The sequence below is a fragment of the Klebsiella sp. B345 genome (assembly GCF_051131735.1).
GTDB lineage: Bacteria > Pseudomonadota > Gammaproteobacteria > Enterobacterales > Enterobacteriaceae > Klebsiella.
Map to the genome: position 1 here is coordinate 1,983,731 of NZ_CP180443.1, position 25,101 is coordinate 2,008,831.

The window sequence follows — 25,101 nt, forward strand, 5'->3', positions numbered from 1 at the left end:
CAGCGGCGACCGGGGAACGAGGAAAAGGAGGCGTTAACCGCTAAAGACGTTGCCAGCGCCCGGTGCGTTCTTCAGCACCCATACGCGGCCATAGTGGTTATACCAACCGGCACGATGGCCAGCGTCCGCCCCAATGCCCTGATAAATATCGAAGTGCTGTCCTTTAATTGCCCCGCCCACATCCAGAGCCACCATCAGACGCAGTTCGTACTGACCGTTAAACTTGCCGTTATTATCCAGCAGCGGCACTTCTGCCAGCAGGGTAGTCCCCGGCGGAATAATGCTGCGGTCAGAGGCCACCGACGCACGGCCAATCAACGGAACGGCGCTCGCCCCTTTCACCGGTGCGAAAGACTGCGGTTTAAAGAAGACGAACGACGGGTTCTGTTCGAGCAGTTCACGCACTTGTGCTTCGCTATGGGTTTCGCCCCATTCACGAATCGCCTGCATCGACATATCTTCTTTCTTCACTTCGCCGCGGTCGATCAGTACTTTACCAATACTGCGGTAAGACCAGCCGTTTTTGCCGGCATAGCTGAAGAAGTTCAGCGGCGAGCCGTCGCCAAAATCAATATAGCCGCTGCCCTGTACGTCCATAATAAAGTTGTCCATCAGCGAATTGCTGTAGGCCAGAATATAGGCGTCGCTCAGTCCACCGGCATAAATGCTGGCGCGGGACGGCAGCTTACCGCGCTTCGGCGGCATGCGATAAATCGGGTACTGGAATTCACCCTGGCGGGTATGGCGCGCCTGCACCACCGGGGTGTAGTAGCCGGTGAACTGCACGTTACCGTAGCTATCGGCACCCTGCATCTGCCAGGCGTCAATACCGTACTGGCTTAAGGTACGAGTATCACCACCGGCGCTTAACCACTGCTGCAGCGCGCTATAAACGTTGCTCTGGCTATTATAGAGGCGCGGTGAGGCACTGCGAATCTGCCTGACCTGCTCGGAGAAGTCACCGGCGTTAATGGGCGAACCCACCGCATCAGGCTGGTTAACCAGCGAAAACGGCTGGGTTAACTTCCCTTCATTATACTGCTGGCCGCGATCGGTCGGTTTTGAGGAGCAAGCGGCAAGCATTGCCATCATTGCCCCGGTCACTACATACTTTGCCCAACGTCCTTTCATGGTATCTCTTCTTTACGCTGCTTAGTCGCGGTTCGTGAGGAGGGAAGATAACAAACCCCCAGGGCTATTGAAATGCGCTAAAGCATCACAAATACAAATTTGAGCAAAAAACAATCTAAAAGCGCTCTTTTATACATCAGTTATTACAAAATTGCTGTTTTAGATGAAAAAGGGTTGCATCAGAACGTTAGCGGAGTATAGTGCGCATCCACGGACGCGGGGTGGAGCAGCCTGGTAGCTCGTCGGGCTCATAACCCGAAGGTCGTCGGTTCAAATCCGGCCCCCGCAACCAACACAATGAACACCCTGACGGGTGTTTTTTTGTTTCTGCGACACACTCATCCTCATAACCATCCAATAACTTTGATGCCAGATACGCCATCGCCACCCCATGCGGAGCGACCATGGCGCACGGTCATTTGTCCTGACTCACAACAGCGCCAGCAGGAAAATCAGCTCACCCAGTTCTATCGCGGCTCCCAGCGTGTCGCCGGTTTGCCCGCCCAGGGTACGTTTCAATAATTGCCCAATAGCAAAAATTGCCACCATGGTGACCCCCAACGCTAAGACGCCCTGCATACCGGGCAGCAATATAGCCGCAAGAATGGCAGTCACGCCTAGCGTCACGCAGGTTTGTTTACCGCTCACTTTGCCAATAAACACATTGCCCAGCCCCTCTTCACGGGCATAGCGATGGTGATACATCAGCAGTACGGCGACACCTCGCCCCGCCGCACAGGCAGCCGCCAGCGCAGCCAGTACCGGTGCCCCGCGCAGCGCCAGTTCGCTAATCACCAACACTTTTGCCAGCAGGACAAAAATCAGCGCCAGCCCGCCGTGGGTACCCAGCCGACTGTCACGCATGATCTCCAGCATCCGTTCCCGGCCACGGGCGGAAAACACCCCGTCGCAGGTGTCGGCCAGACCATCAAGATGAAAACCACCGGTCAGCAGCGCCAGCGCCAGCACACAGAACAGCGCCGCCAGCGGCACGCCGCACCACGACGCCACGGCCAGAAATACCAGTCCGCTCAGCCCACCCAGCAAGACCCCGACCAGCGGGAACATCACAATCCCGCGCACGTAGTTTTCGATCTCAAGCCCTTGCGACCAGCGGCCCGGCACCGGTAAACGGCTGATAAAAGAGAGCGTTGCCCAGAATAATTTGATCATTTAATTTTGACTCCAATACCTGATACTACCCACCAGACTTCATCCGCTGCTGACGCCAGACGCTGGTTGACCCGCCCGGCAATGTCGCGGAAATGCCGTGCAAGACGATTTTCCGGGACAATACCCATCCCCACCTCATTGGTGACCAGCACCACCGTCGACGGGCAACGCTGGCAGGCGGCGATCAGCATGTGGATCTCGTCGTCTATCATCCGCTCCATCGCCGCAAAATCCCAGTTGTCCGGGGAACTCTCGCCGCCCTGAGCAAACAGCAGGTTAGTCACCATGGTGGTGATGCACTCCAGCAACACCGCTTCCTGCGGGTCGTTGTGCGGCGTAATCAGTTCATCGAGATGCTGCCAGCGCTCGGCGGTCCGCCAGTGCGCCGGTCGGCTATCGCGGTGATGCTGGATCCGCTCGGCCATTTCGTCATCAATAATCTGCGACGTCGCGATGTACAGAACCTGCGGCGAATCGGCAATCAGCGCTTCGGCATGGCGGCTCTTGCCGCTACGGGCGCCGCCGGTAACCAGAATCAGCATGATGGCTCCTGATGCTGCTGCATAATATGGTAAATTTTTTCGATATCAATATGCTGGCGCATAGCGGCGGCCAGCACATCAAACTGCTGTGATTTGTATTGTGCGTAATGGACCGCCAGATCCAGCGCGTCCAGCCCTTTACGCATACGCAGGCCGTTGACCAGCGCGCGGGTGAAATCATCGCTGTCGAACAGCCCGTGCAGATAGGTGCCCCATACCTGGCCATCGGCGGTCATTGCTCCGTCCGCAACCCGCTGGCCGTTTTTCTCCAGCGCCATCACCGGCTGGTTGTCTCCGTGGAGCACCGTCTCTCCCATGTGAATTTCATAGCCGCGTACGCGCAATCCGCCAACACCTGCCAGCCAACCCGGCAGAACAGCCGACATCGTCGCCTCAACCTGGGTGGTGGTTTTATGGTGGGCAAACCGGGTCACGGTATTAAGCAGGCCCAGTCCGGGCAATGTCTCCAGACCGGACTCGACGCCATCGACGATCGTCTCGCCCAGCATCTGATATCCCCCGCAGATCCCCAGAACAGGGATCTCCTGCTGATGCGCCTGCAGCACCGCCTGCTCCATCCCGCTTTCGCGCAGCCACAGTAGATCGCCCAGTGTATTTTTGCTGCCGGGCAGAATCACCAGATCGCAGCCCGCCAGATCCTGCGGATAACGGACGTAACGGACGCGGACATCCGGCTGCGCCGCCAGCGCGTTGAAATCGGTGAAGTTCGAGGTATGGGGTAGCTGAATAACCGCGATGTCTATCTCACGCTGCGCGGTGCTCAGGTATTTGCCTTTCTGCAACGCGACGCTGTCTTCATCTTCCAGGTCGACCTCCAGCCACGGCAGCACGCCCAGCACGGGAACGCCGGTTAATGCTTCGATCTGTTCGATCCCGGAGTAGAGCAGCGCGATATCGCCGCGGAATTTATTGATGATCACCCCTTTAACCCTGGCGCGCTCTTGCTCCTGCAGCAGCGCCAGAGTGCCGTAGATGGCGGCAAACACCCCGCCGCGATCGATATCGGCAACAAGGATCACCGGACATTGCGCCATCTCCGCCATGCCCATGTTGACGATATCTCGGTCGCGCAGGTTGATCTCCGCCGGACTGCCGGCCCCTTCCAGAACCATGACATCGTACTCCTGTGCCAGGCTACGATAGACCTCAAGGATTTGCTCGCGCAGGCGCGGTTTGTACTCGTGGTAGCTCACCGCGTCCATGTTGGTGGCCACTTTCCCCATCAGCACCACCTGGGCTTTGAGATCGCTGGTCGGTTTCAGCAGTATCGGGTTCATGCGCACGTCCGGCGCAATACCGGCCGCTTCGGCCTGGAAAATCTGCGCCCGCCCCATCTCTTTCCCGTCGGCGGTAATACCGGAGTTCAGGGCCATATTCTGCGATTTAAACGGCGCCGTGCGCAGGCCATCCTGATAAAAAATTCGACATAATCCGGCCACCAGCACGCTTTTGCCGACATCGGACGCCGTCCCCTGCAACATAATTGCCTGCTTCATAAGGCTTCCTCGCTCGCGGTTTCTCGCATGTCATTACAATCCATTTTGTGTTCTCTGCCGGCGCTCAGGCAGCTCCTGACCACAGATAGCGCAGCACCATAAACAGTACCAGGGCTAAGGTTGAGGCGACCCACATCAGGCGAATGGTTCGGGGAATATCATCGACCGAAATATCGCGCACGGCGTCGCCAATCCACGGCTTTTCAACCCGCTCGCCAAAATAGTCATTCGGGCCACCGAGGCGAATCCCTAGTGCCCCCGCCACGCTGGCTTCTGACCATGCGCAATTGGGGCTGCTGTGACAATAGCGATCGCGCCAGCCGATCCGCAGGGCACGCGCGCCGTCGTTACGGCATAAGAACGCCGCGAAGCCGATCAGCAGCCAGCTCAGGCGGGCGGGAATATAATTTGCGATGTCGTCGAGACGGGCGCTGACCATACCAATGGCGCGGTATTTTTGATGCTTATACCCCACCATCGAGTCGAGGGTGTTCACCGCTTTGTAGGCCATCGCCAGCGGCACACCGCCCAGCAACAGGAAGAACAGCGGCGCAATAATGCCATCTACGGTGTTCTCGGCCACCGTTTCCACCACCGCGCGGTTAATCTGTTCAGGCTGCAGTTGAGAGGTATCGCGCCCGACAATCCAGGAGAGCTTTTCGCGGCTTTGCGCCAGGTCGCCAGCCCGCAGTGGACGTTCGACCTCCCGGGCAGAGTCCGCAAGGCAACGTCCGGCCAGCAGCGTAAAGATCAGCCACACTTCAATTCCCCAGCCAAGCCAGGGATGGATATGCCGGGCGACATTCAGCACCGCCCAGCTCAGGCCCCACGTCAGTCCGACGACGGCCAGCCACAGCAGCGCGCCGCCGATGCGCAGCGCGCGGTCGCTGCGGCAGTGTCGACGGACGAGAGACTGAATAACGGTAATGAGATTGCCCATCCAGCGCACCGGATGCGGCCAACGCGGGGGATCGCCGATCAAAACATCGAGAACCCAGGCGACACACCAGGCCAGCAGCGTCATGACTTACGCCTCGCGGTTGCCAGCCGGTGAATGAAAATGTATGGATGGAGTGTTACCGCCATACCCTGTTCCTGTTCAGAGTGGTCGCTGTGGGGGAATATCCCCCCTTCCCTGGCACCTGTTGATGAGAATCTGCCCTGATGATGGAGGCACCAGGGGCGCTATTATGCCATAGGGCGGTGTCGGTCGCTTGCCGCGTTAAACATCGACGGCGAAGATAGCACGGAGTGCCGCAAGCAGGCGCTGATTCTCTTCCGTACTGCGAATCGCCACACGATAATAACCCTCACCCAGGCCCGGATAGTTCGCGCAGCTGCGAATTAAAATATGCTGCTGCAACAACGCCTGTTGCAGGTCCAGCCCCAGGCGATTACAGCGTAAAAACAGATAGTTGGCCCGCCCCGGATAGACGGTCAGATCATCAAGCTGGTTCAACGCCTGGTAAAAGCGTGCCCCCTCCTGCGCCAGCCATTGCCAGGTCGCCTGTTGATAAGCGCGATCCTTGAGGACGACCTCGCCGGCCAGCGCGGCAAAAGCATTGATCGACCAGGGCATCTGCTTCTCGCGCAGTCGGGCCACGGCCTGTTCATCGCTGTTCACCAGATAGCCCAGTCGTAGGCCAGGAATAGCGTAAAACTTGGTGAGCGACCGTAGCACCCAGATATGCGGATTGTGCTGCAGGAAAGGGATAAACCCTGTCTGGTCGGGAATAAAATCAAGAAACGCTTCGTCCAGAATCAGCGCAATACCGGCGGTCTGGCAGCGGGCGGCAATGGCCTCCAGCAGCGGGCGTTCCGGCAGCAGGCCGGTAGGATTATTGGGGGTACAAAGGAACAGACAGTCCAGATCTGGCGTCAGCACCTCAAGAATGGCCTCGGTCAGTTGCCAGTCATCTTCTTCACGCAGCGCATAGCTCCGGGGAACGCAATCAATCGCCAGCAGCGCGCGGCGATACTCCGCAAAACCAGGCGTCACCACCATCGCCGAACGCGGTTTCAGGCCGTTGACCAGCGTAAAAATGGACTCGGTTTCGCCATTGCCCGCGAGGATCCAGGCGGCGGGGATCTGGTGATGTTCGGCCAGAGCAAGATGCAGCTGCTGATAATCAAGATCGGGGTAATGCTGGGCGCACGCGAGGTTATCGATCAGCGCGCGCCTGAGGCTTTCCGGCATGCCGGCCGGATTAATATTGGCGCTAAAATCCAGCAGCTGTTCCGCCGTAATCCCCAGCAGCGCTGCGGCTTCCCGGGTATTACCGCCATGCGCGCTCTTCAGTAGCGCCATTTCCTGCTCCCGTATTGATTAACCGCGTCTTGCCAGCGTTGCGCCATCAGCGAAGTAGGCTTTGATCCCTGCAAGAATGGACTCGGCAACCTGTTGCTGGAAGGTGGCGGTTTTCAGCTTACGCTCTTCTTCAACGTTACTGATAAACGCCGTCTCCACGAGGATCGACGGAATATCCGGCGCTTTCAGCACCGCAAAGCCCGCCTGCTCGACCTGGTTTTTATGCAGGTTATTCACTTTACCCATTTTTTGCAGCACCGCTTTCCCAAATTTCAGGCTATCGGCGATGGTCAGCGACTGCACCATATCGAACATCGTATGGTCGACGTAGCGATCGCCGCTCTTGCTGACGCCCCCCACCAGGTCAGAGGCGTTCTGGGTTTGCGCGAGATACTTAGCGGCGGTACTGGTCGCCCCTTTGGTCGACAGGGCAAAGACCGAAGAACCCCGTGGCTGCCGGCTGGTAAAGGCATCGGCGTGAATGGAGACGAACAGATCGGCGCGCTGTTTTTGCGCCTTGGCAACGCGCACCTTTAACGGAATGAAGACATCTTCATTGCGGGTCATGTAGGCCCGCATATTGCCCTCTTTTTCGATTAACGCCCGTAGCCGGCGGGCAATCTGCAGCACCACGTCTTTCTCGCGGGTATGGTATTTGCCTACCGCGCCGGAATCTTCGCCGCCGTGGCCCGGATCGAGCATGATCACAATCGGCCGATCGCGCCCGGCTTTCCCCGGCTTCGGGCCGCTCTCCGCAGGCGGCACCTGCCGTTCGAGGTCGCCTTTGTTGTAATCTTCCAGCAGGGCCAGCAGAGGATCCTGCACATCGGTGGCGTTGGACGGATAGAGATCCATCACCAGACGCTCTTTAAAGCCGGCCACCGGCGCCAGGGCAAACAGTTGCGGTTTGACGTTTTGCTTCAGCTCAAACACCATCCGTACGGTCTGGGGATCAAATTGCCCGACGCGCGCGGATTTAATATAGGGATCGTCATCGCGGATGCTCCCCCCCATGCCTTTTAGCACGGAGTTCAGGTTCACCCCTTCCAGATCCACCACCAGCCGTTCCGGATTGCTCAAAGCAAACTGCCGGTATTTCAGCACATGATTAGATTCTACCGTCACGCGGGTATAGGTTGACGACGGCCAGACGCGGACGTCGACGACCTGCGCCGCCGCAGCAAAACCGATCGGGCTGACGCTCATTAACCACATCGCACCCGCCCCTTTTAACAGGCGACGGCGGCTTAATCCTGACTTGTATCCCGGCATGCCACTCCCAAGCAATAAAACGTACTGGTATTCAAAACAAACAGATTGACCAGAAACTTTAACCAAAGCGGCATAACCTGTCATCAATAAAAGGGTAAACAAACTTAGAGAACGCGTATTTGGCCACAGATTATTATCAATTTAGCCCTAAATTTGGGCTTGCGTTTAATCGCAAAACAGAATAAAAATACACTTATTACGAATAATCATGCATTGAGGGTTTGTCATGGTGAAGGAACGTCGCACCGAACTGGTAGAAGGATTCCGCCATTCAGTCCCCTATATTAACGCCCATCGGGGAAAAACGTTTGTCATCATGCTTGGCGGTGAAGCGATTGAGCATGAAAATTTCTCCAGCATAGTCAATGACATTGGTCTGTTACACAGCCTGGGCATCCGCCTGGTGGTGGTCTATGGCGCCCGTCCGCAGATTGATGCCAATCTGTCGGAGCACCGTCACGAACCGGTCTACCATAAACAGACCCGCGTAACCGACGCCAAAACCCTCGAACTGGTGAAGCAGGCTGCCGGTATGCTGCAGCTGGAAATTACCGCGCGCCTGTCGATGAGCCTGAACAATACCCCGTTACAGGGCGCCCATATTAACGTGGTGAGCGGCAACTTTATTATCGCCCAGCCGCTGGGCGTTGATGACGGCGTTGATTATTGCCATAGCGGGCGCATTCGTCGCATCGATGAAGAAGCTATCCATCGTCAGCTGGATAACGGCGCCATCGTCCTGATGGGACCGGTTGCCGTTTCGGTGACCGGCGAAAGCTTCAATCTGACCTCGGAAGAGATCGCCACCCAACTGGCGATTAAGCTGAAAGCCGAGAAAATGATCGGCTTCTGCTCCTCGCAAGGCGTTTACAACCAGGATGGCGAGATTGTTCCCGAGCTCTTCCCAAACGAAGCCCAGGTTCGGGTGGAAGAGCTGGAAGCGGAAGAAGATTACAACTCCGGCACGGTGCGTTTTCTGCGTGGCGCAGTGAAAGCCTGTCGTAGCGGCGTCCGTCGCTGCCACCTGATCAGCTATCAGGAAGATGGCGCACTGTTGCAGGAGCTGTTCTCACGCGACGGCATCGGGACCCAGATCGTGATGGAGAGTGCGGAGCAGATTCGCCGCGCCACCATTAACGATATCGGCGGGATCCTCGAACTGATTAGCCCGCTGGAGCAACAGGGGATTCTGGTGCGCCGCTCCCGTGAGCAGTTGGAAATGGAGATCGATAAGTTCACCATTATTCAGCGCGATAACACCACCATTGCCTGCGCCGCACTTTATCCGTTCCCGGAAGAGAAAATCGGTGAAATGGCCTGCGTGGCGGTGCATCCGGATTACCGTAGTTCATCCCGCGGCGAAGTGCTGCTGAACCGGATTGCCACCCAGGCGAAACAGATGGGGCTGAGCAAACTGTTTGTTCTCACCACCCGCAGCATTCACTGGTTCCAGGAGCGCGGCTTCACGCCAGTGGATATCGACCTGCTGCCGGAAAGTAAGAAAGAGATGTACAACTATCAGCGCCGTTCAAAAGTGATGATGGCCGACCTCGGCTAAAGCAACCTTCCCGGATAACGACGTAAACGCCGTATCCGGGCTACTGCCGACTATTGATGACTGGCGAAGATATCCGCCAGCCCACTGCGCCGCTCGGTGCGGGCAACGATGGCCTGGAGCAGTACCTGCTCGTCGGCATACATCGATAAACGCTGTTTTGCGCGGGTGATCGCGGTATAGACCAGCTCGCGGGTCACCAGCGGGACGCTCTTCGCTGGCAGAATCAGTGCCGCATGATCAAACTCTGAACCTTGTGATTTATGCACCGTCATCGCCCACGCGGTGTCATGCTCTGGCAAACGACTCGGCTGTACCGACTTGATACTGCCATCCGGCATCGGGAACCAGACCCGCAGCCCTTCCCCTCGTTCCAGCGCAATGCCGATATCGCCATTAAACAGCCCTAATGCACTATCGTTGCGCGAAATCATCACCGGCCGTCCTTCGTACCAACGCGAATGGCGCAGCAACGAAATCGCCCGGTTGCGGTTTAGCCGTTGCTCTAGCTGCTCATTGACGCCGCTAACGCCATATGGGCCATCACGCAGGGCGCACAGCAGCTGGAACTCCGCGAAAGCGGCGAGCAGCGCTTCGGGCTCCGCCCGTTCACGCAGCAGCTGTAAATAGCGGCTATACCCATCCTGAGACTGGGCGAGCATCGCAGAGTACTCCTCGGTGGTGCTTAGCGGATGCAAAACGATATCGTCAAACGGCTGGCGTAACGTCGCCCTGACCCCCTGACGATCGCCATTATTCACCGCACGCGCCAGATTGCCGATCCCGGAATGACGACCAAAACGATAGCTTTTTTGCAGCAGGCACAGGCTGTCGCGCAGCGCACCGGCAACCTCACCTTCGCCGGCAGGCAGCGGATAGCCGGTCAGTTTCGTCAGCTGCGCTGCACGCCCGGCGGTATAGCCGGCATTCACCCAGGCACAGATATCGCCAAGCACCGCCCCGGCCTCTACCGACGCCAGCTGATCGCGGTCGCCGAGGAAAATAACCCGCCCGTGTTCCGGCAACGCGTCAATCAGTCGCGCCATCATCGGCAGGTCAATCATTGAGGCCTCATCCACGACCAGCACGTCCAGATGCAACGGGTTACCGGCGTGATAACGCAGACGTTGGCTGCCAGGCTGGGCGCCCAGCAGACGGTGCAGCGTACTGGCCTCGCTGGGCAGCAGCGCTTTTTGTTCATCGCTCAGCGGGAGACGACGCAGCGCTTCCCCCAGCGATTCGGTTAATCTGGCGGCGGCTTTCCCGGTCGGGGCCGCCAAACGGATACGACAACGGGGCTGGCGAGTGGTCTGAATCAACGCCGCCAGCAGCCTGGCGACGGTGGTGGTTTTTCCGGTACCGGGGCCGCCTGAAATCACCGATATACGGCGGGTCAACGCAACCGCAGCGGCGACTTTTTGCCAGTCGGTCTCATCGCTTGTCGGGAACAGGGCATCCAGCGTGGCGGCCAGCTGGGCATCGTCCACCTCGATAACCTCGTTCGCATCGGTAAAGAAATGGGCCACGGTCAGCTCATTTCGCCACATGCGATTGAGATAGAGCCGTTCGCCGCAGAGGATCATCGGCGTTGGGCGATCGCCGACGCTAACCGCAGGTGATGCCAGCAGCAGCGCCGGCCAGTCATCCGGCGATCCCGCCAGCGCCAGCAGTTGCTCGCGCATCTCGCTGGCTTTACCACTCAGAAATTCCGCTGAGCACAAGCGCGACACTGGCAGACAAACATGGCCTTCTCCGGCATCACGACTCAGCACCGCAGCCGCCAGTTTCACCGCCGGATGCGCATCGTGGGCCACCATCAGCGCGAACTGCACGTCTAGCGGGCGCAATACCCGTTGATTTGCCGCTTCCAGCAACAGTTCATCCATTGTCATGACATGTTCTCCTGAACGTCTCCGGCAAACAGCGCATCCAGGCCTTCAATCAGTGGCTGAACGGGACGGGTGGTAAATATCCCCTGTTCGCCGCCCTGGCCATCCATGCCGCGCAAAAAGAGATAAATCACGCCACCGAAATGGTGTTCATATTGGTAGTCAGCAATGCGGTGGCGCAAATAGCGGTGCAGCGCCAGGCTATAAAGCTGGTACTGCAAATCGTAGCGATGCCCGCGCATGGCCTGCTCCATCGCCTGACGGGTGTAGGCCTCGCGGTCGGGTCCCAGCCAGTTCGATTTGTAATCCAGCAGGTAGTAGCGGCCGTTATGGCGGAACACGAGGTCAATAAAGCCTTTTAACATGCCGCGAACCTGGCGGAAATCCAGCGGTGGGCAATCGACGGAGAGGGGATCGTAGCGGCGAATCAAGGCATCCAGCCGCTGCGGGTCCAGAGGCTGTTCAATGGGCAAGTAGAATGCCATCTCCACCTGTTTATCGCCCGCGCTAAGCTGATTTAGCGCAATACCGGCGCCCGGCAACGGCGTACGCAGTACGTCGTCCAGCCACTGGGTCAGGACCGGCGTCCACTGTTCGCCGAAACCGCCGGACTGCAGCTGTGCCGCCATCCACTCAGCCGGCACCGGCTGGGTAAAATCGAGGTCTTCAAACAGGCTGTGCAGGAAGGTTCCCGGCGATGCGCCACGTGGGAACTGATGCGGAGTGAGCTGTGGATCGTCGGCCACCTCACCAACGCCAGCGGCATCGACGTCAAGACGAGGCAGCAGATCCTGGGCCTGGCTATGACCATGTTGCTGTAACCCGGAATAGCTGGTGACGCGCCAGTCGTCCGTCACCTGGCGCGCCAGGAATCTCGCTGACAGCGGCGGCAACGACTCCTGCGGCGCCTGCCAGGGCGTTGGGTCCAGCGCCGCCGGGGTTTGCAGCGCAATATCTTCGCAGCATAAAGCCTGCAGACGCGCCGTCAGCCCGGCGGCATCCATCGCTTCGCCGCTCTGCAACAGGCGTCCCAGGGCGCTTTGGTGAAAATCACTGGCGCCAGGTTTGTCGCTACGGCGGGTACTGAGCGGCGCGACGCCGAGACTGCAGTGCCAGACCGCACGAGTCAGCGCGACGTACAGCAGACGTAAGTCCTCCGCCAGGCGCTCCGCTTCCGCCAGCTCCAGACTGCCTTCGTTCTCGTCGAGGTCAAGTACCGCGGCAAAGGAGTCACGGTCGTGATAAAACGCCTGATCCTGCTTACGAAAACGCGCGATAAACGGCAGCCAGACCAACGGGTATTCCAGACCTTTCGATTTATGCACAGTGACGATTTGCACCAGGTGCTTGTCGCTCTCCAGGCGCATCTGCTGGCTTGAGGCATTGCTGTCCGGTTCGGCGATATGCTGCGTCAACCAACGGACCAGCGCATGTTCGCTCTCCAGTTGACTGGCCGCTTCCTGAAGCAGTTCGCTGATATGCAGAATATCCGTTAACCGGCGCTCGCCGCCGACCGTCACCAGCAGGTTTTCCGCAATTTTCCGCGCGCTCATGAGCGCCCGCAGCATCGGCATGACGCCACGCTGGCGCCAGATTTGTCGATATTCGCTGAACTCCTCAACCAGCGCATCCCACGCGCGTTCGTCCTGATTAAGGCTCTCAATATCCAGCGCGTTCAGGCCAAAGACCGATGTCGCCAGCGCGCTACGCAGTGTATTTTCGCGCTCCGGGGCCAGCACCGCCTGCAGGATCCACAATATCTCCTGCGCTTCCGGGGTTTCAAACACGCTGTCGCGGTTCGAGAGGTATACCGACGGGATCGCCAGCGCCCGCAAGGCATCCCGGATCAACGAGGCTTCCTGGCGGTTACGCACCAGCACCGTCATATCCGAGGCCTGGACCGGCCGGGCATCTTCGCCGCGCCAGAGCAGTGCACTTCCCTGCTGACCGGCGCTTAACCAGTCACGAATTTGCGCCGCGCACAGTTGCGCCATATACGCCTGATACTCGCCTGCCCCGACGGCCTCCCCCGGCATCAGCCAGATGTTCATCGCCGGCACCGCGGCGTTATCCACGGTAAACCGCAATCCGTGATTCTTCCCGGCCGCTTTGACCGGCAAAAAGGGGATTTCCCGGAACATAAAAGGGTTGTCGCTGAGGCCAAACAGGCGGTTAACGCTGCCCACCATCCCGGGGGCAGAACGCCAGTTGGTATCCAGCGTATAGTGAGCCGCAACGTCACCACGGGCTTTCATATAGGTGAAAATATCCGCCCCGCGGAAGGCATAGATGGCCTGTTTGGGATCGCCGATCAACAGCAGCGCCGTCTCCGGCTGGTGCCGCCAGATGCGGCGGAAAATGCGATACTGCTGCGGATCGGTATCCTGGAATTCATCGATCATCGCCACCGGGAAACGCTGGCGGATAGCGCTGGCCAGCGCGTCTCCGCTTTCGCTATGCAGCGCATCATCCAACCGGCTGAGCATGTCGTCAAAACCCAGCTCGCCGCGGCGACGTTTTTCCCGCGCCACGGCGTCGCGGATCTCCACCATCGCCCTGGCAATCACCAGATCCGTCAGCGTCAGCGGAGAGGCCAGCAGCTGTTCCACCGCGCTAAACAGCGGATGCACCGGCGGGTCGCCGTCAGCCTTGGTGCGTTCATACAGGAAGGGCTGAGAGAATTTCTCCAGCGCGTCGGGCAGCAGGTAGCTTAGCGTCTCCTCCTGGGCCCAGGCGTTGATCTTGTCGATCCATTTACCCTGATTGCCACGATTGAACTTGCGTCGGTCAATACCGGAACTCTCCAGCACGCCGTCAATCTCGCCTACCTGCTCGCGCCACTGCGCTTTCAGCGCATTGATGCGGGTGATGATTTGCTGATGACGTTCAGCCAGCGTCTCTTCTGCCGCAGGTGGGGATTTAAGCTGCGGGGCTTCGCCCTGTAACCAGCGATCGAGAGATTTCAACAGATCGCGCGGGCCTTTCCATGCCTCGTGGATCACCGCGGCAATGTCGCGCGGCAGCGGGTAACAGTGGCGGCGCCAGAAGTCGGCACAGGCCTGGTAGCGCAGTCGGGATTCATCTTCGATCAGCTGCTGTTCGAACAACATGCCTGATTCAAAGGCATTCAGGCTGAGCATCCGTTGGCAGAAGCCGTGAATGGTGAACACCGCCGCTTCATCCATCTGCCGTTCTGCCAGCAGCAGCGTGTTCGCCGCCTGGGTTTTGTCCGGGATTTCGGTCAGCAGCGCAGCATAGAGGGGATCGGTCGTGCTTTCACGCAAGCAGGCAATGCGCAGGTCATGGATATTGCTGCGGATACGGCCACGGAGTTCTTCGGTGGCCGCCTCGGTGAAGGTCACCACCAGCAGCTCTTCCACGCTGACCGCCCGGGGAAAGGCGGATTCACCGCCGAGTCCCAGCAACAGCCGCAGGTAGAGTGCGGCGATGGTAAAGGTTTTTCCGGTGCCCGCAGAGGCTTCTATCAGGCGCTCGCCCGTTAAGGGCAAGCGCAGAGGATTCAGAGGCTCGGCGGTTTCGGTCATTCGTTCTCTCGCATCAGGGGTAAGGATTTCTGCAATGCGCTGACGTTTTCCCAGACTTTGCCACCATCAGGGTGGACGTAATCGGTCTTGCCATTCTGGCTGCCGGAGACCTGGGACAATATCGCCATGCCTTGCGGATCCACCACCGTCTGATGGAAGAAGTCGGCAAGTTTTTGCGGCGTCAGCAGTTTTATCTGAGCCACTACTTTATCACGTGAATCGAAACGCATATTACCGCGATCGAAATCTTTGCTCAGCTGCGAGGCTTCCCCGCCGAGGGTTTGCGGCGCCTGAGTCATCTGACCAATCACCGCCTGCTGGATTTGCGCAAACTCAGCCGGACTCATGGCCCGCAGTTTGGCTTCAGCCGTGGGGAAAAAGGCCTTAAAGCGCTGCCAGAGGAACGCCGGCTGTTTATCGCTGCTTTGCAACAGGAAGCCCATCCCCCACTGGCGACCGATGTTCATCGGGAAGGCAAAGACCGCGTATCCAAGCTGCTCTTCGGTACGCAGTTGGGTATAGAACCACGGCTGGATAATCTGCCCGAGCAGGGAGCTGGCAGCGGAACTGCTGTACTCATCGACATTCGGCGGCGCAAAGACGGCGGCCAGCGCCGAGTCGGTGCTGTTACCGGCTTTTTCAAAAATCGCCAGCTGTTGGCTGTTGATCAGCACATCTTTGTTCCGACACCACTCGTTGCCATCGGCCCCCAGCTGTTGCTGGATTTGGCGCGCCATAGCGGTGGACTGCTCGGCGCTGAGATTACCGATGACCATCAGCTCCGGTCGCCCTTTGGCTTTCAGGTTATCCCGGTAGGCCAGCACCTCTTTCAGAGTGATAGATGGCAGAAGCCCACGACGCTCTTCCCGCTGGAAATAAGGTACCTGAGACAGCATCTGCACCGGCATAATCGCCATGTCGTACGCTTTCCCTTTCTCCGCCGAGTCCATCATCTGCGCGTACCAGGATTTCGCCTGCTCCAGCTGTTCCTCGGTTGGCGTGTAGCTGAAGTAACCATCCAGCAGCGCAGTAAACAGCTGCGGCAGACGCTGGGTGTAGCCATTGGCATTGACCATTAATCCGTTATTGGCACCAGTAGAGAAACTGATTCCGCCTACCGCCGCCTGATTACTGAGCTGGTCGAGCGCGATACCCGCCAGATAATCATTCAGGGCGAACATCACCTGACTGCGGGCGCTATCCATGGCCTGCGGATTGCGCAGCACCAGCGAGACATCGGCCTTCGGTTCACTGGCGAAGTACTGGCTTGGCGCATAGACCACGCGCAGTGTCGGCTCATCCACGATCAGCTGCGGATGCGGGTACGCTTTGTCGCTTTTGATCAGCGTAAAATCGTCAGGAATATAGGGGTTCAGCACCGGCAGTTTCAGGCCGATAGCGCTCGCCTTCTGCTGCCAGTCGCTAAAGGTCTGGGTGCCAATCTTGTCGACCTGATAGGGCGCATTCACAAAATAAGCGGTTTTGTTATGCGGTTCCTGCGGGCTGATATACCAGACGCGGGCGTTTTGCGGCGTCATCATCGCCAGCCGGTCTTTAATCGCCTGCGGGTCGTACCGGTCGGCAATATTCACCACGTCCAGCGTATGCTCTACCGGCACGCGGATCATGGTATCCGCCAGCCATTCAACATAGTCCATATCGCGGTTGATCGAGGGATAGCGAAAATCGAGCGCCAGAACGTGGGACAGCTCATCGAAATAACGTTTGTCGATGCCCTGACTCCGCAGCAGGTTAAGGTAGCTGAAGATCGCCGCGGCGACTTCATCGCGGTTTGCCAGGCCTTTATCCGTCAGGGTCGCGGAAATCGCCAGTACGCCGCTGTTGCCATTCACCGCCGGGTCGGAGTCTGCACGAATGCCTTCTACCAGGCCTTGCTGCTGCAACCAGTCGGATAAGGTCCCCGGGCTACGGTTCCCTATCATGTAGGTTACCAGCTCGTCGGTTTTACTGCGGAACTGGTCGCTATTGTTATCAATACGGAATTCAATGCGCAGCACTTTACGCGGCATCGCCGGGACGTAGTGGATGATGATGCCCTTTTGCGCATCGGTCACCACCGGAACGGTGATCTCCGGTTTGCTGATATTGTGGTTGGGAACCCGGCCATAGGTATTAGCCGCGATACTCGCCAGCTCCGGCAGCGGTTTATTGCTGTAAATCACCGCTTTCATCAGGTTCGCGGAGTACCAGCTATCACGGAAAGCATGCAGGGCCTCGAGCACCGGTTTACCGGGCTTGTCGCTGAGCGTGTCGAGGTTACCACCGGAAAAATGTGATGCCGGGTGAGCCGGGTTAATAGTTTCGGCACTGACCTGCGCCATACGCATCCCGTCCCGGGTCCGCGCCATGGTCAGCTCGGCATTGACAGCGTTGCGCTCGCGGTCGGAATATTTTTTATCCAGCAACGGGGCCGCGATGGCATCCGCCAGGCGATCGACCGCACCGTCCAGCGCATCGTTCTCGACTTCAAGATAGAACGCCGTGCGATAAGGCGCGGTACTGGCGTTATGACTGCCGCCGTGCATTTTGAGGAATTCGGCGAGGCTGTCAGGCTGCGGGTATTTTTGCGAGCCCATCAGCGTCATGTGCTCAAGGAAATGCGCCAGCCCCTGGTGTTCGACGGGATCCTGCAACGATCCCACGGGCACCACCAGCGCAGACAGCGATTTCACCGCCTGCGGATCGGAAACCAGCAGAACCACCATGCCATTATCCAGACGAATTGCCTGATACTGCCGGGGATCTTTTTCACTTTTGCGGATAGTGTCCTGAATCGGTTGCCATCCGGTATCTGCCTGACTTAACGGCGCCCAAAGGGCCGCCAGCACTAAAATAACCTTGAACCATACACTGCGGGGCATTCACGAACCTCATCATTAACAAATTTGCGCCGGTTGCATCGGCGCGGTGCACATCAGTCCGTGATTGGTTGCGCATGATAATTGAACACCTTGATCTGCGCAATTTTTATACTATTACAATTTATTCGGACTGATGGAAACGAAATATCGGCAACAGGTAACGCTGTGTTTGGGTAATAATTTCGTCATAGTATTCCGGTTCAAGAGTGCGCCACAGGCGTTGATACCAGACATCGGTACCTTCACCGCTGACCACCATATTGCCTTCATAGGCCTGAAGAAATTTACTCCGCGCTTTTTGTTGTGTCTCTTCGTCCGTTAACATGACATCCTTTTCAGCGTCATAACAGACTTTTAGCCATGCGCCGCCGCTTTCAGGCAGCAGCAGTAGCGGTCTGGACATGCCTTGCAGGTAACCCGCTACCAGTTCATCAAGATATGCCTTTGCCTGTTCTTGCGCCAGCGGTGGGAAACGCCACTCGCCTTCTTTTCGCACCAACAGCCGACTTTCGCCGGTTCCGCCACCAGCACAGTAGACAAGGTGTTCCAGCCAAAGTTGCATCCCCTGCGCCACGCTCAGCAGCGAAGGCCGCCAGCGTAACAGGCCGTCCGATTGTACCTGCTGCAGCCAGCCCGTAATGTTAACGCCGTGACATTGCAGATCGATTTCCACGCTCTGCCCCGGCTGGCGGCTGGCAATAACCCGCTCCGCAAGGTTCTGCATCTCCTGACGCTGCGTCTCCCAGGCCAGCTCGCCAAAAGCACCGAATGGTAGCTCGCCCGCAGCCCGGAAACGGCGATACATCGTTACGGCATCCTGTTGTTCAATCAAGGTATTCAGCAGCTGTTGATTCAGCTGATAGCGGCTAAGCCCTTCCAGGGTAAAGGGTTCATCATCGGGGATATCGCTCTCTTCAGAGCGGAAGTTAACCCGCAGGCGTTGCTGGAAAAAGGCCCGGACCGGGTGCTGCCAGAAGCGCAACAGCTGCTCAAACGGCAGGGTGTCAATGGGCGGCGCCGGCAGCGGCTGGATAAAGTCACTGTGCGCCTCCCCTTGCTGGCTGGCAGCTGCCAGCCATTCCCGGGCATAGCTTCGATGTTCATCGTCGAGGAAATTGGCTGCATCGAAGGGCATCCTGGTATGCAGATGGGTGATGTGCGCTTTGACCCGCCGCTCGCTGGCGTCGCAATCCAGCGCTTCATCACCTTCCAGGCAGTGACTCTGGCCAATATAGTCCGCCAGCTCTTGTACCAGTACCGACGGGTAACGTTCGCTATTATCCTGAATCGAGCGGCCGATATAGCTGATATATAAGGTCTGTTCGGCAGACATCAGGGCCTCGAGGAACAGATAGCGGTCGTCATCACGACGGCTGCGATCGCCCCGCTGCGGCTTCTGGCTCATTAAATCGAAGCCCAGCGGCGCCAGCGTGCGCGGATAGATGCCGTCGTTCATTCCCAGCAGGCATACCACTTTGAACGGGATCGAACGCATCGGCATCAGGGTGCAGATGTTGACCGGTCCGGCGAGGAAACGCTGGCTGATGCGCTGTTGGTCCAGGCGCTGGGCCAGTTCATCACGAAGTAATGACAAGGGAACACTCTGCGCATATTGCGCCTGAACACCTTCGCTAATGACCGTCTGCCACTGCTGCTCGATCAGCGCCAGAGCGGCTTCCGTGTCGCTATCAGGCAGGAAAAAGTCGTCTAGCAATTCGCGACACAGCGGTAGCCATTCGGCCAGCGGGCGCTCCTGCGCCAGCGTGTGGCGCCACTGGTTGAGCTTCATCAGCAGTGAAGCCAGATTGCCGACCAGTTCGGCAATCAGCCCGCTGGATTCGTCATACGGTAAAACCGATTGCCACTCGCCCTGGCTGCTGTCCATCGCATAGCCCAGCAGCATACGCGTCAGACCAAAACGCCAGGTATGTTGCCCGGTGGCGGGCAGATCCAGCTCACGCACGTTATCGTCGTCCATTCCCCAGCGTACGCCGGACTCGTTAACCCACTGACGCAGGTAGCGTAGTCCCGCTTCGTCAATGCTAAAGCGGGCGGCAAGGACCGGTACATCCAGCAGAGCCAGGACATCTTCACTGGCAAAGCGGCTGTCGGGTAGCGACAGCAGCGTAATAAACGCCTGCAGCGCCGGGTGCGATTCACGGGCGCGGCGGTCGGAAATCGCCCACGGCAACCAGCGTTCGCCGCTGGCGCTGCCGAATACCGCCTGAATGTAGGGGCTGTAGCTGTCGATATCCGCCACCATCACGATAATATCGCGCGGCGTCAGGGTCGGGTCCTCTTCGAGCATCGCCAGCAGCCGGTCGTGCAGGACTTCTACTTCGCGCTGCGGGCTATGGCACACCTGAATAGTCAAACTACGATCGTCCAGAGCCAGCCTGCGCTTGCTGTCACTGCGGGCAAACTCTTCGGCGTTACGCCCGGCCACCGCCGCATTGCGCAGATCGAGAATATCGGCCTGTATATTGTGCAGCAGGTTATCCGGCGTGATATCGACGAAGGCATCCAGTTCTTCATAGCGCTCCAGCCCGGCCAGCAGATAGATATAGTCCCGCCCCAGCTTGCCCCAGGAAGCCAACAGCGGGTTGCCGACATCCTGTTCCCCGGCGTCGTTAAACAACCCCGGCGCCTGTTCAGCATCGCGGAACAGCGGCAGCTCCCGTGATTCGCGATGATGACGTCGCTGGCGCGACATCAGCTTCGCCAGAAAAGCCGGGTCTTTAATATCGCCCCAGTAGTAGCGGCAAGGGTTGGTAAACAGCACGTAGACATCCACATGCTTGCCCAGCGCCTGTAGCGCCTGCAGATAGACCGGCGGCAGCGCCGAAATACCGCAGATAAAGACCCGTGAAGGTAGCCCGGCCGGTGGCTCGTCTGCCGCTTCCAGGGTGCTGATAAAACGCTGGTACAAATTCGCACGGTGCCAGGATTCCTGCCCCAGCCCGGCGGTGTGTTCGACCAACGCTTTCCACAGCGGTGCCTGCCACTGCTGCGCATCGCCAAGGCCATCAACACGTTCGTCAGCCTCCCAGCGCATCAGCCATTCCGGGCGATAGACCAGATACTGGTCATAGAGGTCTGCCACCCTCGAGGCGAGCTGGAACAGCTTGCGCTTATCGCTGTCGTCGCTCAGATAGTGGCGCAGCAGCGTAAAAGCGTCATCGTCCAACCGCTGGGGCAGTAAAGTCATGAGCTTCCAGCTCATGCTCTGTTTATTAAAGGCGCTTTCGCCGGGGATATCCGCCAGTACGCGAACAAACATGTCCCAGATAAAGCTGGCTGGCAGCGGAAAGTCGATATTGGCCGCAATGCCAAATCGTTTTGCCAGGGTCATCTGGAGCCACTGCGCCATACCGGTACTTTGCACCAGTACCATCTCCGGTTTGAAAGGGTCGTCCAGCCGCTGGCGCTCGACGATAAACTCCATCAACGCTTCAAGAACATCCAGACGGTTTGAGTGGTACACCCTTAACATATTCGCTCCTGACTACTGGCTTACCGGACAATGCAGCCGGGTCATCTGCACCCGTTTTTCAACGGGCATGGTGATCGTTACCGTGATGCTGACACATCTTGCCGCCGATGTCTGCAAACGGCTGACAGCCCTGCCGCCCGAGATGGCAGGAGGGTTCAGTTGACCATAGCGCCACGCATCACGCCACAGCTGGCGATACTGATTTAATTGAATAAAACCGTTGGCTAACCCACGCTGATAGCCGCCAAGTGCGGTCACCACCATCATCAGCAGTACCATCGCCAACAGCGTTTCCGGCAGGCTAAAACCGTTCTCCCGACTCAGGGTATTTGGCATAACTCAACCTCCGTCAGCGGGCAAAAGTCGCTCCAGCCGTGGGGTGAAAACTGCACCGTCCCCTTTTCAACCCACCCAGATTGCCATAACAAGATGCTGCCGCCGCTGGCTATCAGCAGCACGGAGGCATCGCTAAAGATACGCAAACAGGCGCGCCAGCCATCATTGCCGGCGTGCAGACAGGCCACGGGATTATCTATCGACCACGACTGCGCTTTTCCCCACTGCAGAGCGGAGTGCGCCCCGGCGGTTTCCCGGATGGCTCGGGTTTCTTCGGCAGTTTGCGCCAGTAATGCCCGCTGACGCTGATTCAACCCTTGTAGCAAGGTACTACCGAGTACCAGTAGCAAAAGCACCATTAGCAGTGACGAGAACCCCTGCTGGCGACTCATAGGTTATATCCCGTCACGCGGTACTCCGCGTGGGACGTCATTCGCGGGTCCGCAGTCGAATGTGCGGCCAGGATCACGCTAAGCTCTGGCGCAAAGCCGGTAATCTCCTGACGGGTCACCTGAAATTGCGTCACGTTGATTGCCGCGGGATTGGTCATTTTTTCCCAACCGCCGCCAGAACAGTTGGCCACCCCGCGTCGGGTTTCTAGCGCGCCGTTACTCAGACGAAAACCGGTGGCATCGGAAGTTGCCTCCGGCGTGGTATCCCATACGCCGTTGCTATTGCTGTCCCAGCGGACGATGATGCAGTGGCCGTTGCTGAGGAGCAGCAGTGGCTCCCCCGCACACTTCCCACGGCAATACCCTGCCCGTTGTAGATGTTTAGCTACCGTATAAAGGCGCTGCCACAGTTCGTCATCCAGCGACTGTTGCTGCGTCTGGCACAGTACCTGTCGTTGCAGCGCAGGTAAAAAACGCGAGGCACCGGTCAGCAAAATGGCGCTGATGGCCATGGCGATGAGCGTCTCAGCCAGTGAGAACCCACGGGAGATCACAGGCATGATGCGGTCTCTTCATTGCGGCACAGACGAATGCGCCCCCAGTTGGAGACAATAATGTTCCAACTGCCGCCCGCGCTTTGCAGCCGGATGTGACCGGCCCAGGCGCTATTGCGTAGCCCATAAAAGCCAAGGCCCGGCGTGATATGGCTGAGCGATACTTCTGGCCAGCGCGGCAGTAATATAAACGGGGTGGCTGGCGTACAATTCGCAGTAGCCTCCATGGCGCTCAGGCACCAGCCATCGGCGTGCTGGACTACGCTCAGCAGGCGGTTGCGGTTATGCCAGTTGGCATCATCGCGCAGCAGCACCAGGTAATCGCGCACCTGATTAGCCGTTTGCCATAATCGCTGTTGCTGCTGCCAACTCTGCCAACCGTACAGCGCGCCAGCGCTAAGGATTAACATCAGAGCCAGCGTTATCAGCGTTTCAATGAGGGTGTAGCCGCGTTGTCTGTTCATGGCGCAAGTATGGGGAAGTTGCGGCACCGGAACGACAGGAAAAAGAGCGATTCGCGTGGCGCGCCGAAGCAAGAATCAACATTTGCAGCGCGTTGCGGGAAATCTGGAAGAGTTATTCATGACACAAAAAAAACCGGCGCCACTGGCACCGGTTGTTGTTTCCTGTCACGTCGAATTCGGCGTAAATTAAATCGCCACCGGCGCTTTAATTCCCGGATGCGGGTCGTAGCCTTCGATCTCAAAGTCTTCAAAGCGGTAGTCGAAAATCGACGCCGGCTTGCGCTTAATAACCAGCTTCGGCAGTGCACGAGGCTCGCGGCTCAGCTGCAGATCCGTCTGCTCGAGGTGGTTGCTGTACAGGTGGGTATCCCCGCCGGTCCAGACAAAATCACCCACTTCCAGATCGCACTGCTGGGCCACCATATGCACCAGCAACGCATAGCTGGCGATGTTAAACGGCAGGCCGAGGAACACATCACATGAACGCTGATAGAGCTGGCAGGAGAGTTTTCCGTCCGCGACATAGAACTGGAAGAACGCATGACACGGCGCCAACGCCATCTTGTCCAGTTCGCCAACGTTCCAGGCAGAAACGATGATACGGCGCGAATCCGGGTCGTTTTTCAGCTGATCCATCACGGTGCTGATCTGGTCAATATGGCGGCCGTCTGGCGCAGGCCAGGAGCGCCACTGTTTGCCGTAGACCGGCCCCAAATCGCCATTTTCATCGGCCCATTCGTCCCAGATGCTGACGTTGTTCTCATGCAGATACGCGACGTTGGTGTCACCCTGGAGGAACCACAGCAGCTCATGGATGATGGAGCGTAAATGACAGCGTTTGGTCGTCACCAGCGGGAAACCTTCCTGCAGGTTAAAACGCATCTGATGGCCGAAAATAGAGATCGTGCCGGTACCGGTGCGGTCATTTTTTTGCGTGCCTTCTGTAAGCACTTTCTGCATCAAATCAAGATACTGTTTCATGGTTCCTCAAGAAGTTTGTTGCTGCGGACGGCGACGGTAAGCCCAGACCATCATGATGATACCCGCAAGCACCATTGGAATGGAAAGGATCTGGCCCATGCTGATGTACTGTACCCACTCACCGGTGAACTGCTGATCCGGCTGACGGAAGAATTCCACAATAATGCGGAACAGGCCGTAGCCAATCAGGAACAGGCCCGATACCGAGCCCGTCGGGCGCGGTTTGCGGATAAACAGGTTCAGGATCAGGAACAACACAATCCCTTCCAGTGCCAGCTCGTACAGCTGTGAAGCGTGACGCGGCAGCGCGCCGTAGGTATCAAACAGCGATTGCCATTCCGGATGTGATGGCAACAGCGCCAGATCTTCCGCCCGTGAGCCAGGGAAAATCATCGTATAGTGGAAGCTCGGGTCAACGCGGCCCCACAGTTCGCCGTTGATAAAGTTGCCCAGTCGTCCGGCGCCAAGGCCAAACGGGATCAGCGGCGCGATAAAATCGGATACCTGGAAGAAGGTGCGTTTGGTGCGTTTGGCAAAAATAATCATCACCAGGATGACGCCAATCAGGCCACCGTGGAACGACATTCCGCCATCCCAGACGCGGAACAGATACAGCGGATCCTGCAGGAAGACCGGCAGGTTATAGAACAGAACGTAACCGATACGACCGCCGAGGAAGACGCCAAGGAATCCGGCATACAGCAGGTTTTCGACTTCGTTTTTGGTCCAGCCGCTGCCCGGACGATTAGCCCGACGGGTGGCCAGCCACATCGCAAAAACAAACCCGACCAGATACATCATGCCGTACCAATGGAGGGCAACCGGCCCAACGGAAAATATTACCGGATCAAACTCCGGAAAATGCAGGTAGCCACTATTCATCTGTCACCATAAAGACTTGTTATTCCGCCGAAAGTGGACAGCGGTCATCATACACGCCCGAGCTATGCGGGTGCTCCAAGGGGGCGAATAATAACATAAGGTTAATTCACTGGCCGTGCCGTTGTTGTAAAAGATATGTATACGGATGCTAACGACCATCGTGCTGCAGACGATTCAATCGGTGA

18 protein-coding genes and 1 tRNA gene are annotated in these 25,101 nt (G+C 57.9%); 2 read left to right on the plus strand and 17 right to left on the minus strand.

Annotated features, from left to right (window positions below):
* Positions 1 to 33 precede the first annotated feature (33 nt).
* Complete coding sequence (mltA, locus tag ACMYSO_RS09225; protein WP_174509742.1) at positions 34 to 1,131, minus strand: murein transglycosylase A; 1,098 nt, start codon at positions 1,129 to 1,131, stop codon at positions 34 to 36.
* A 215-nt stretch (positions 1,132 to 1,346) separates the two neighbouring features.
* Between mltA and ACMYSO_RS09230 the strand changes: the two genes are divergently transcribed.
* Positions 1,347 to 1,423, plus strand: a tRNA-Met gene (locus ACMYSO_RS09230).
* 137 nt (positions 1,424 to 1,560) lie between these two features.
* Here ACMYSO_RS09230 and cobS read toward each other — a convergent pair.
* From cobS to amiC, 6 genes are all read right to left on the minus strand, one after another.
* On the minus strand, positions 1,561 to 2,304 hold the full coding sequence (cobS, locus tag ACMYSO_RS09235; RefSeq protein ID WP_434670236.1) for an adenosylcobinamide-GDP ribazoletransferase: 744 nt from the start codon (positions 2,302 to 2,304) through the stop codon (positions 1,561 to 1,563).
* A complete protein-coding gene (gene cobU, locus ACMYSO_RS09240) occupies positions 2,301 to 2,846 on the minus strand; it encodes a bifunctional adenosylcobinamide kinase/adenosylcobinamide-phosphate guanylyltransferase (RefSeq protein WP_434670237.1) in 546 nt (181 codons plus the stop codon). Before cobU ends, cobS begins: the two co-directional genes overlap by 4 nt.
* Positions 2,840 to 4,363, minus strand: a complete 1,524-nt coding sequence (locus ACMYSO_RS09245) for a cobyric acid synthase (protein ID WP_434670238.1) — start codon at positions 4,361 to 4,363, stop codon at positions 2,840 to 2,842. Before ACMYSO_RS09245 ends, cobU begins: the two co-directional genes overlap by 7 nt.
* 64 nt (positions 4,364 to 4,427) lie before the next feature.
* Positions 4,428 to 5,387, minus strand: coding sequence for an adenosylcobinamide-phosphate synthase CbiB (cbiB, locus tag ACMYSO_RS09250; protein ID WP_434670239.1), 960 nt, complete (start codon positions 5,385 to 5,387; stop codon positions 4,428 to 4,430).
* Between the two features lie 198 nt (positions 5,388 to 5,585).
* The gene (cobD, locus tag ACMYSO_RS09255) at positions 5,586 to 6,671 is read right to left on the minus strand and encodes a threonine-phosphate decarboxylase CobD (protein WP_434670241.1); all 1,086 of its coding nucleotides are present in this window, start codon (positions 6,669 to 6,671) and stop codon (positions 5,586 to 5,588) included.
* Between the two features lie 18 nt (positions 6,672 to 6,689).
* Complete coding sequence (gene amiC / locus ACMYSO_RS09260) at positions 6,690 to 7,943, minus strand: N-acetylmuramoyl-L-alanine amidase AmiC (RefSeq protein WP_434670243.1); 1,254 nt, start codon at positions 7,941 to 7,943, stop codon at positions 6,690 to 6,692.
* 226 nt (positions 7,944 to 8,169) lie between these two features.
* On the opposite strand from amiC, the gene argA reads away from it, so the two are divergent.
* Positions 8,170 to 9,501, plus strand: coding sequence for an amino-acid N-acetyltransferase (gene argA, locus ACMYSO_RS09265; protein ID WP_123756679.1), 1,332 nt, complete (start codon positions 8,170 to 8,172; stop codon positions 9,499 to 9,501).
* A gap of 50 nt (positions 9,502 to 9,551) precedes the next feature.
* On the opposite strand, the gene recD is transcribed toward argA, so the two are convergent.
* The 10 genes from recD to lgt all read right to left on the minus strand — a co-directional run bounded on the left by recD (position 9,552) and on the right by lgt (position 24,916).
* Positions 9,552 to 11,390: an exodeoxyribonuclease V subunit alpha gene (gene recD, locus ACMYSO_RS09270; protein WP_434670245.1), complete on the minus strand. Its 1,839-nt coding sequence runs from the start codon at positions 11,388 to 11,390 to the stop codon at positions 9,552 to 9,554.
* Entirely contained in the window at positions 11,387 to 14,932 is a 3,546-nt protein-coding gene (gene recB, locus ACMYSO_RS09275) for an exodeoxyribonuclease V subunit beta (protein ID WP_434670247.1), read from the minus strand. Before recB ends, recD begins: the two co-directional genes overlap by 4 nt.
* On the minus strand, positions 14,929 to 17,814 hold the full coding sequence (gene ptrA, locus ACMYSO_RS09280; RefSeq protein ID WP_434670249.1) for a pitrilysin: 2,886 nt from the start codon (positions 17,812 to 17,814) through the stop codon (positions 14,929 to 14,931). The genes recB and ptrA overlap by 4 nt, the downstream gene beginning before the upstream one ends.
* 121 nt (positions 17,815 to 17,935) lie before the next feature.
* Positions 17,936 to 21,307 (minus strand): exodeoxyribonuclease V subunit gamma, encoded by a 3,372-nt coding sequence (recC, locus tag ACMYSO_RS09285; protein ID WP_434670251.1) that lies wholly within the window; start codon positions 21,305 to 21,307, stop codon positions 17,936 to 17,938.
* A 12-nt stretch (positions 21,308 to 21,319) separates the two neighbouring features.
* The gene (locus tag ACMYSO_RS09290) at positions 21,320 to 21,643 is read right to left on the minus strand and encodes a prepilin-type N-terminal cleavage/methylation domain-containing protein (RefSeq protein ID WP_434670253.1); all 324 of its coding nucleotides are present in this window, start codon (positions 21,641 to 21,643) and stop codon (positions 21,320 to 21,322) included.
* The gene (locus ACMYSO_RS09295) at positions 21,628 to 22,035 is read right to left on the minus strand and encodes a DUF2509 family protein (protein WP_434670254.1); all 408 of its coding nucleotides are present in this window, start codon (positions 22,033 to 22,035) and stop codon (positions 21,628 to 21,630) included. Before ACMYSO_RS09295 ends, ACMYSO_RS09290 begins: the two co-directional genes overlap by 16 nt.
* Positions 22,032 to 22,595, minus strand: a complete 564-nt coding sequence (locus ACMYSO_RS09300; RefSeq protein ID WP_434670255.1) for a prepilin peptidase-dependent protein — start codon at positions 22,593 to 22,595, stop codon at positions 22,032 to 22,034. Before ACMYSO_RS09300 ends, ACMYSO_RS09295 begins: the two co-directional genes overlap by 4 nt.
* Positions 22,586 to 23,053, minus strand: coding sequence for a prepilin peptidase-dependent protein (locus ACMYSO_RS09305; RefSeq protein ID WP_434670257.1), 468 nt, complete (start codon positions 23,051 to 23,053; stop codon positions 22,586 to 22,588). Before ACMYSO_RS09305 ends, ACMYSO_RS09300 begins: the two co-directional genes overlap by 10 nt.
* Before the next feature lie 186 nt (positions 23,054 to 23,239).
* Positions 23,240 to 24,034 (minus strand): thymidylate synthase, encoded by a 795-nt coding sequence (gene thyA, locus ACMYSO_RS09310; protein WP_434583251.1) that lies wholly within the window; start codon positions 24,032 to 24,034, stop codon positions 23,240 to 23,242.
* A 6-nt stretch (positions 24,035 to 24,040) separates the two neighbouring features.
* Positions 24,041 to 24,916 carry a prolipoprotein diacylglyceryl transferase gene (gene lgt / locus ACMYSO_RS09315; RefSeq protein ID WP_434670259.1) on the minus strand — a complete coding sequence of 292 codons (876 nt, stop codon included), beginning with the start codon at positions 24,914 to 24,916 and terminating at the stop codon, positions 24,041 to 24,043.
* Positions 24,917 to 25,101: the final 185 nt, after the last annotated feature.

Excerpts from the sequence above, each read along its gene's own strand:
- ACMYSO_RS09300 (WP_434670255.1), bottom strand. The coding sequence starts at position 22,595 with ATGCCTGTGATCTCCCGTGGGTTCTCACTGGCTGAGACGCTCATCGCC.
- ACMYSO_RS09295 (WP_434670254.1), bottom strand. The coding sequence starts at position 22,035 with ATGAGTCGCCAGCAGGGGTTCTCGTCACTGCTAATGGTGCTTTTGCTA.
- ACMYSO_RS09290 (WP_434670253.1), bottom strand. The coding sequence starts at position 21,643 with ATGCCAAATACCCTGAGTCGGGAGAACGGTTTTAGCCTGCCGGAAACG.
- ACMYSO_RS09245 (WP_434670238.1), bottom strand. The coding sequence starts at position 4,363 with ATGAAGCAGGCAATTATGTTGCAGGGGACGGCGTCCGATGTCGGCAAA.
- thyA (WP_434583251.1), bottom strand. The coding sequence starts at position 24,034 with ATGAAACAGTATCTTGATTTGATGCAGAAAGTGCTTACAGAAGGCACG.
- cobD (WP_434670241.1), bottom strand. The coding sequence starts at position 6,671 with ATGGCGCTACTGAAGAGCGCGCATGGCGGTAATACCCGGGAAGCCGCA.
- mltA (WP_174509742.1), bottom strand. The coding sequence starts at position 1,131 with ATGAAAGGACGTTGGGCAAAGTATGTAGTGACCGGGGCAATGATGGCA.
- cbiB (WP_434670239.1), bottom strand. The coding sequence starts at position 5,387 with ATGACGCTGCTGGCCTGGTGTGTCGCCTGGGTTCTCGATGTTTTGATC.
- cobS (WP_434670236.1), bottom strand. The coding sequence starts at position 2,304 with ATGATCAAATTATTCTGGGCAACGCTCTCTTTTATCAGCCGTTTACCG.
- recB (WP_434670247.1), bottom strand. The coding sequence starts at position 14,932 with ATGACCGAAACCGCCGAGCCTCTGAATCCTCTGCGCTTGCCCTTAACG.
- argA (WP_123756679.1), top strand. The coding sequence starts at position 8,170 with ATGGTGAAGGAACGTCGCACCGAACTGGTAGAAGGATTCCGCCATTCA.
- cobU (WP_434670237.1), bottom strand. The coding sequence starts at position 2,846 with ATGCTGATTCTGGTTACCGGCGGCGCCCGTAGCGGCAAGAGCCGCCAT.
- recD (WP_434670245.1), bottom strand. The coding sequence starts at position 11,390 with ATGACAATGGATGAACTGTTGCTGGAAGCGGCAAATCAACGGGTATTG.
- ACMYSO_RS09305 (WP_434670257.1), bottom strand. The coding sequence starts at position 23,053 with ATGAACAGACAACGCGGCTACACCCTCATTGAAACGCTGATAACGCTG.
- recC (WP_434670251.1), bottom strand. The coding sequence starts at position 21,307 with ATGTTAAGGGTGTACCACTCAAACCGTCTGGATGTTCTTGAAGCGTTG.
- ptrA (WP_434670249.1), bottom strand. The coding sequence starts at position 17,814 with ATGCCCCGCAGTGTATGGTTCAAGGTTATTTTAGTGCTGGCGGCCCTT.
- lgt (WP_434670259.1), bottom strand. The coding sequence starts at position 24,916 with ATGAATAGTGGCTACCTGCATTTTCCGGAGTTTGATCCGGTAATATTT.
- amiC (WP_434670243.1), bottom strand. The coding sequence starts at position 7,943 with ATGCCGGGATACAAGTCAGGATTAAGCCGCCGTCGCCTGTTAAAAGGG.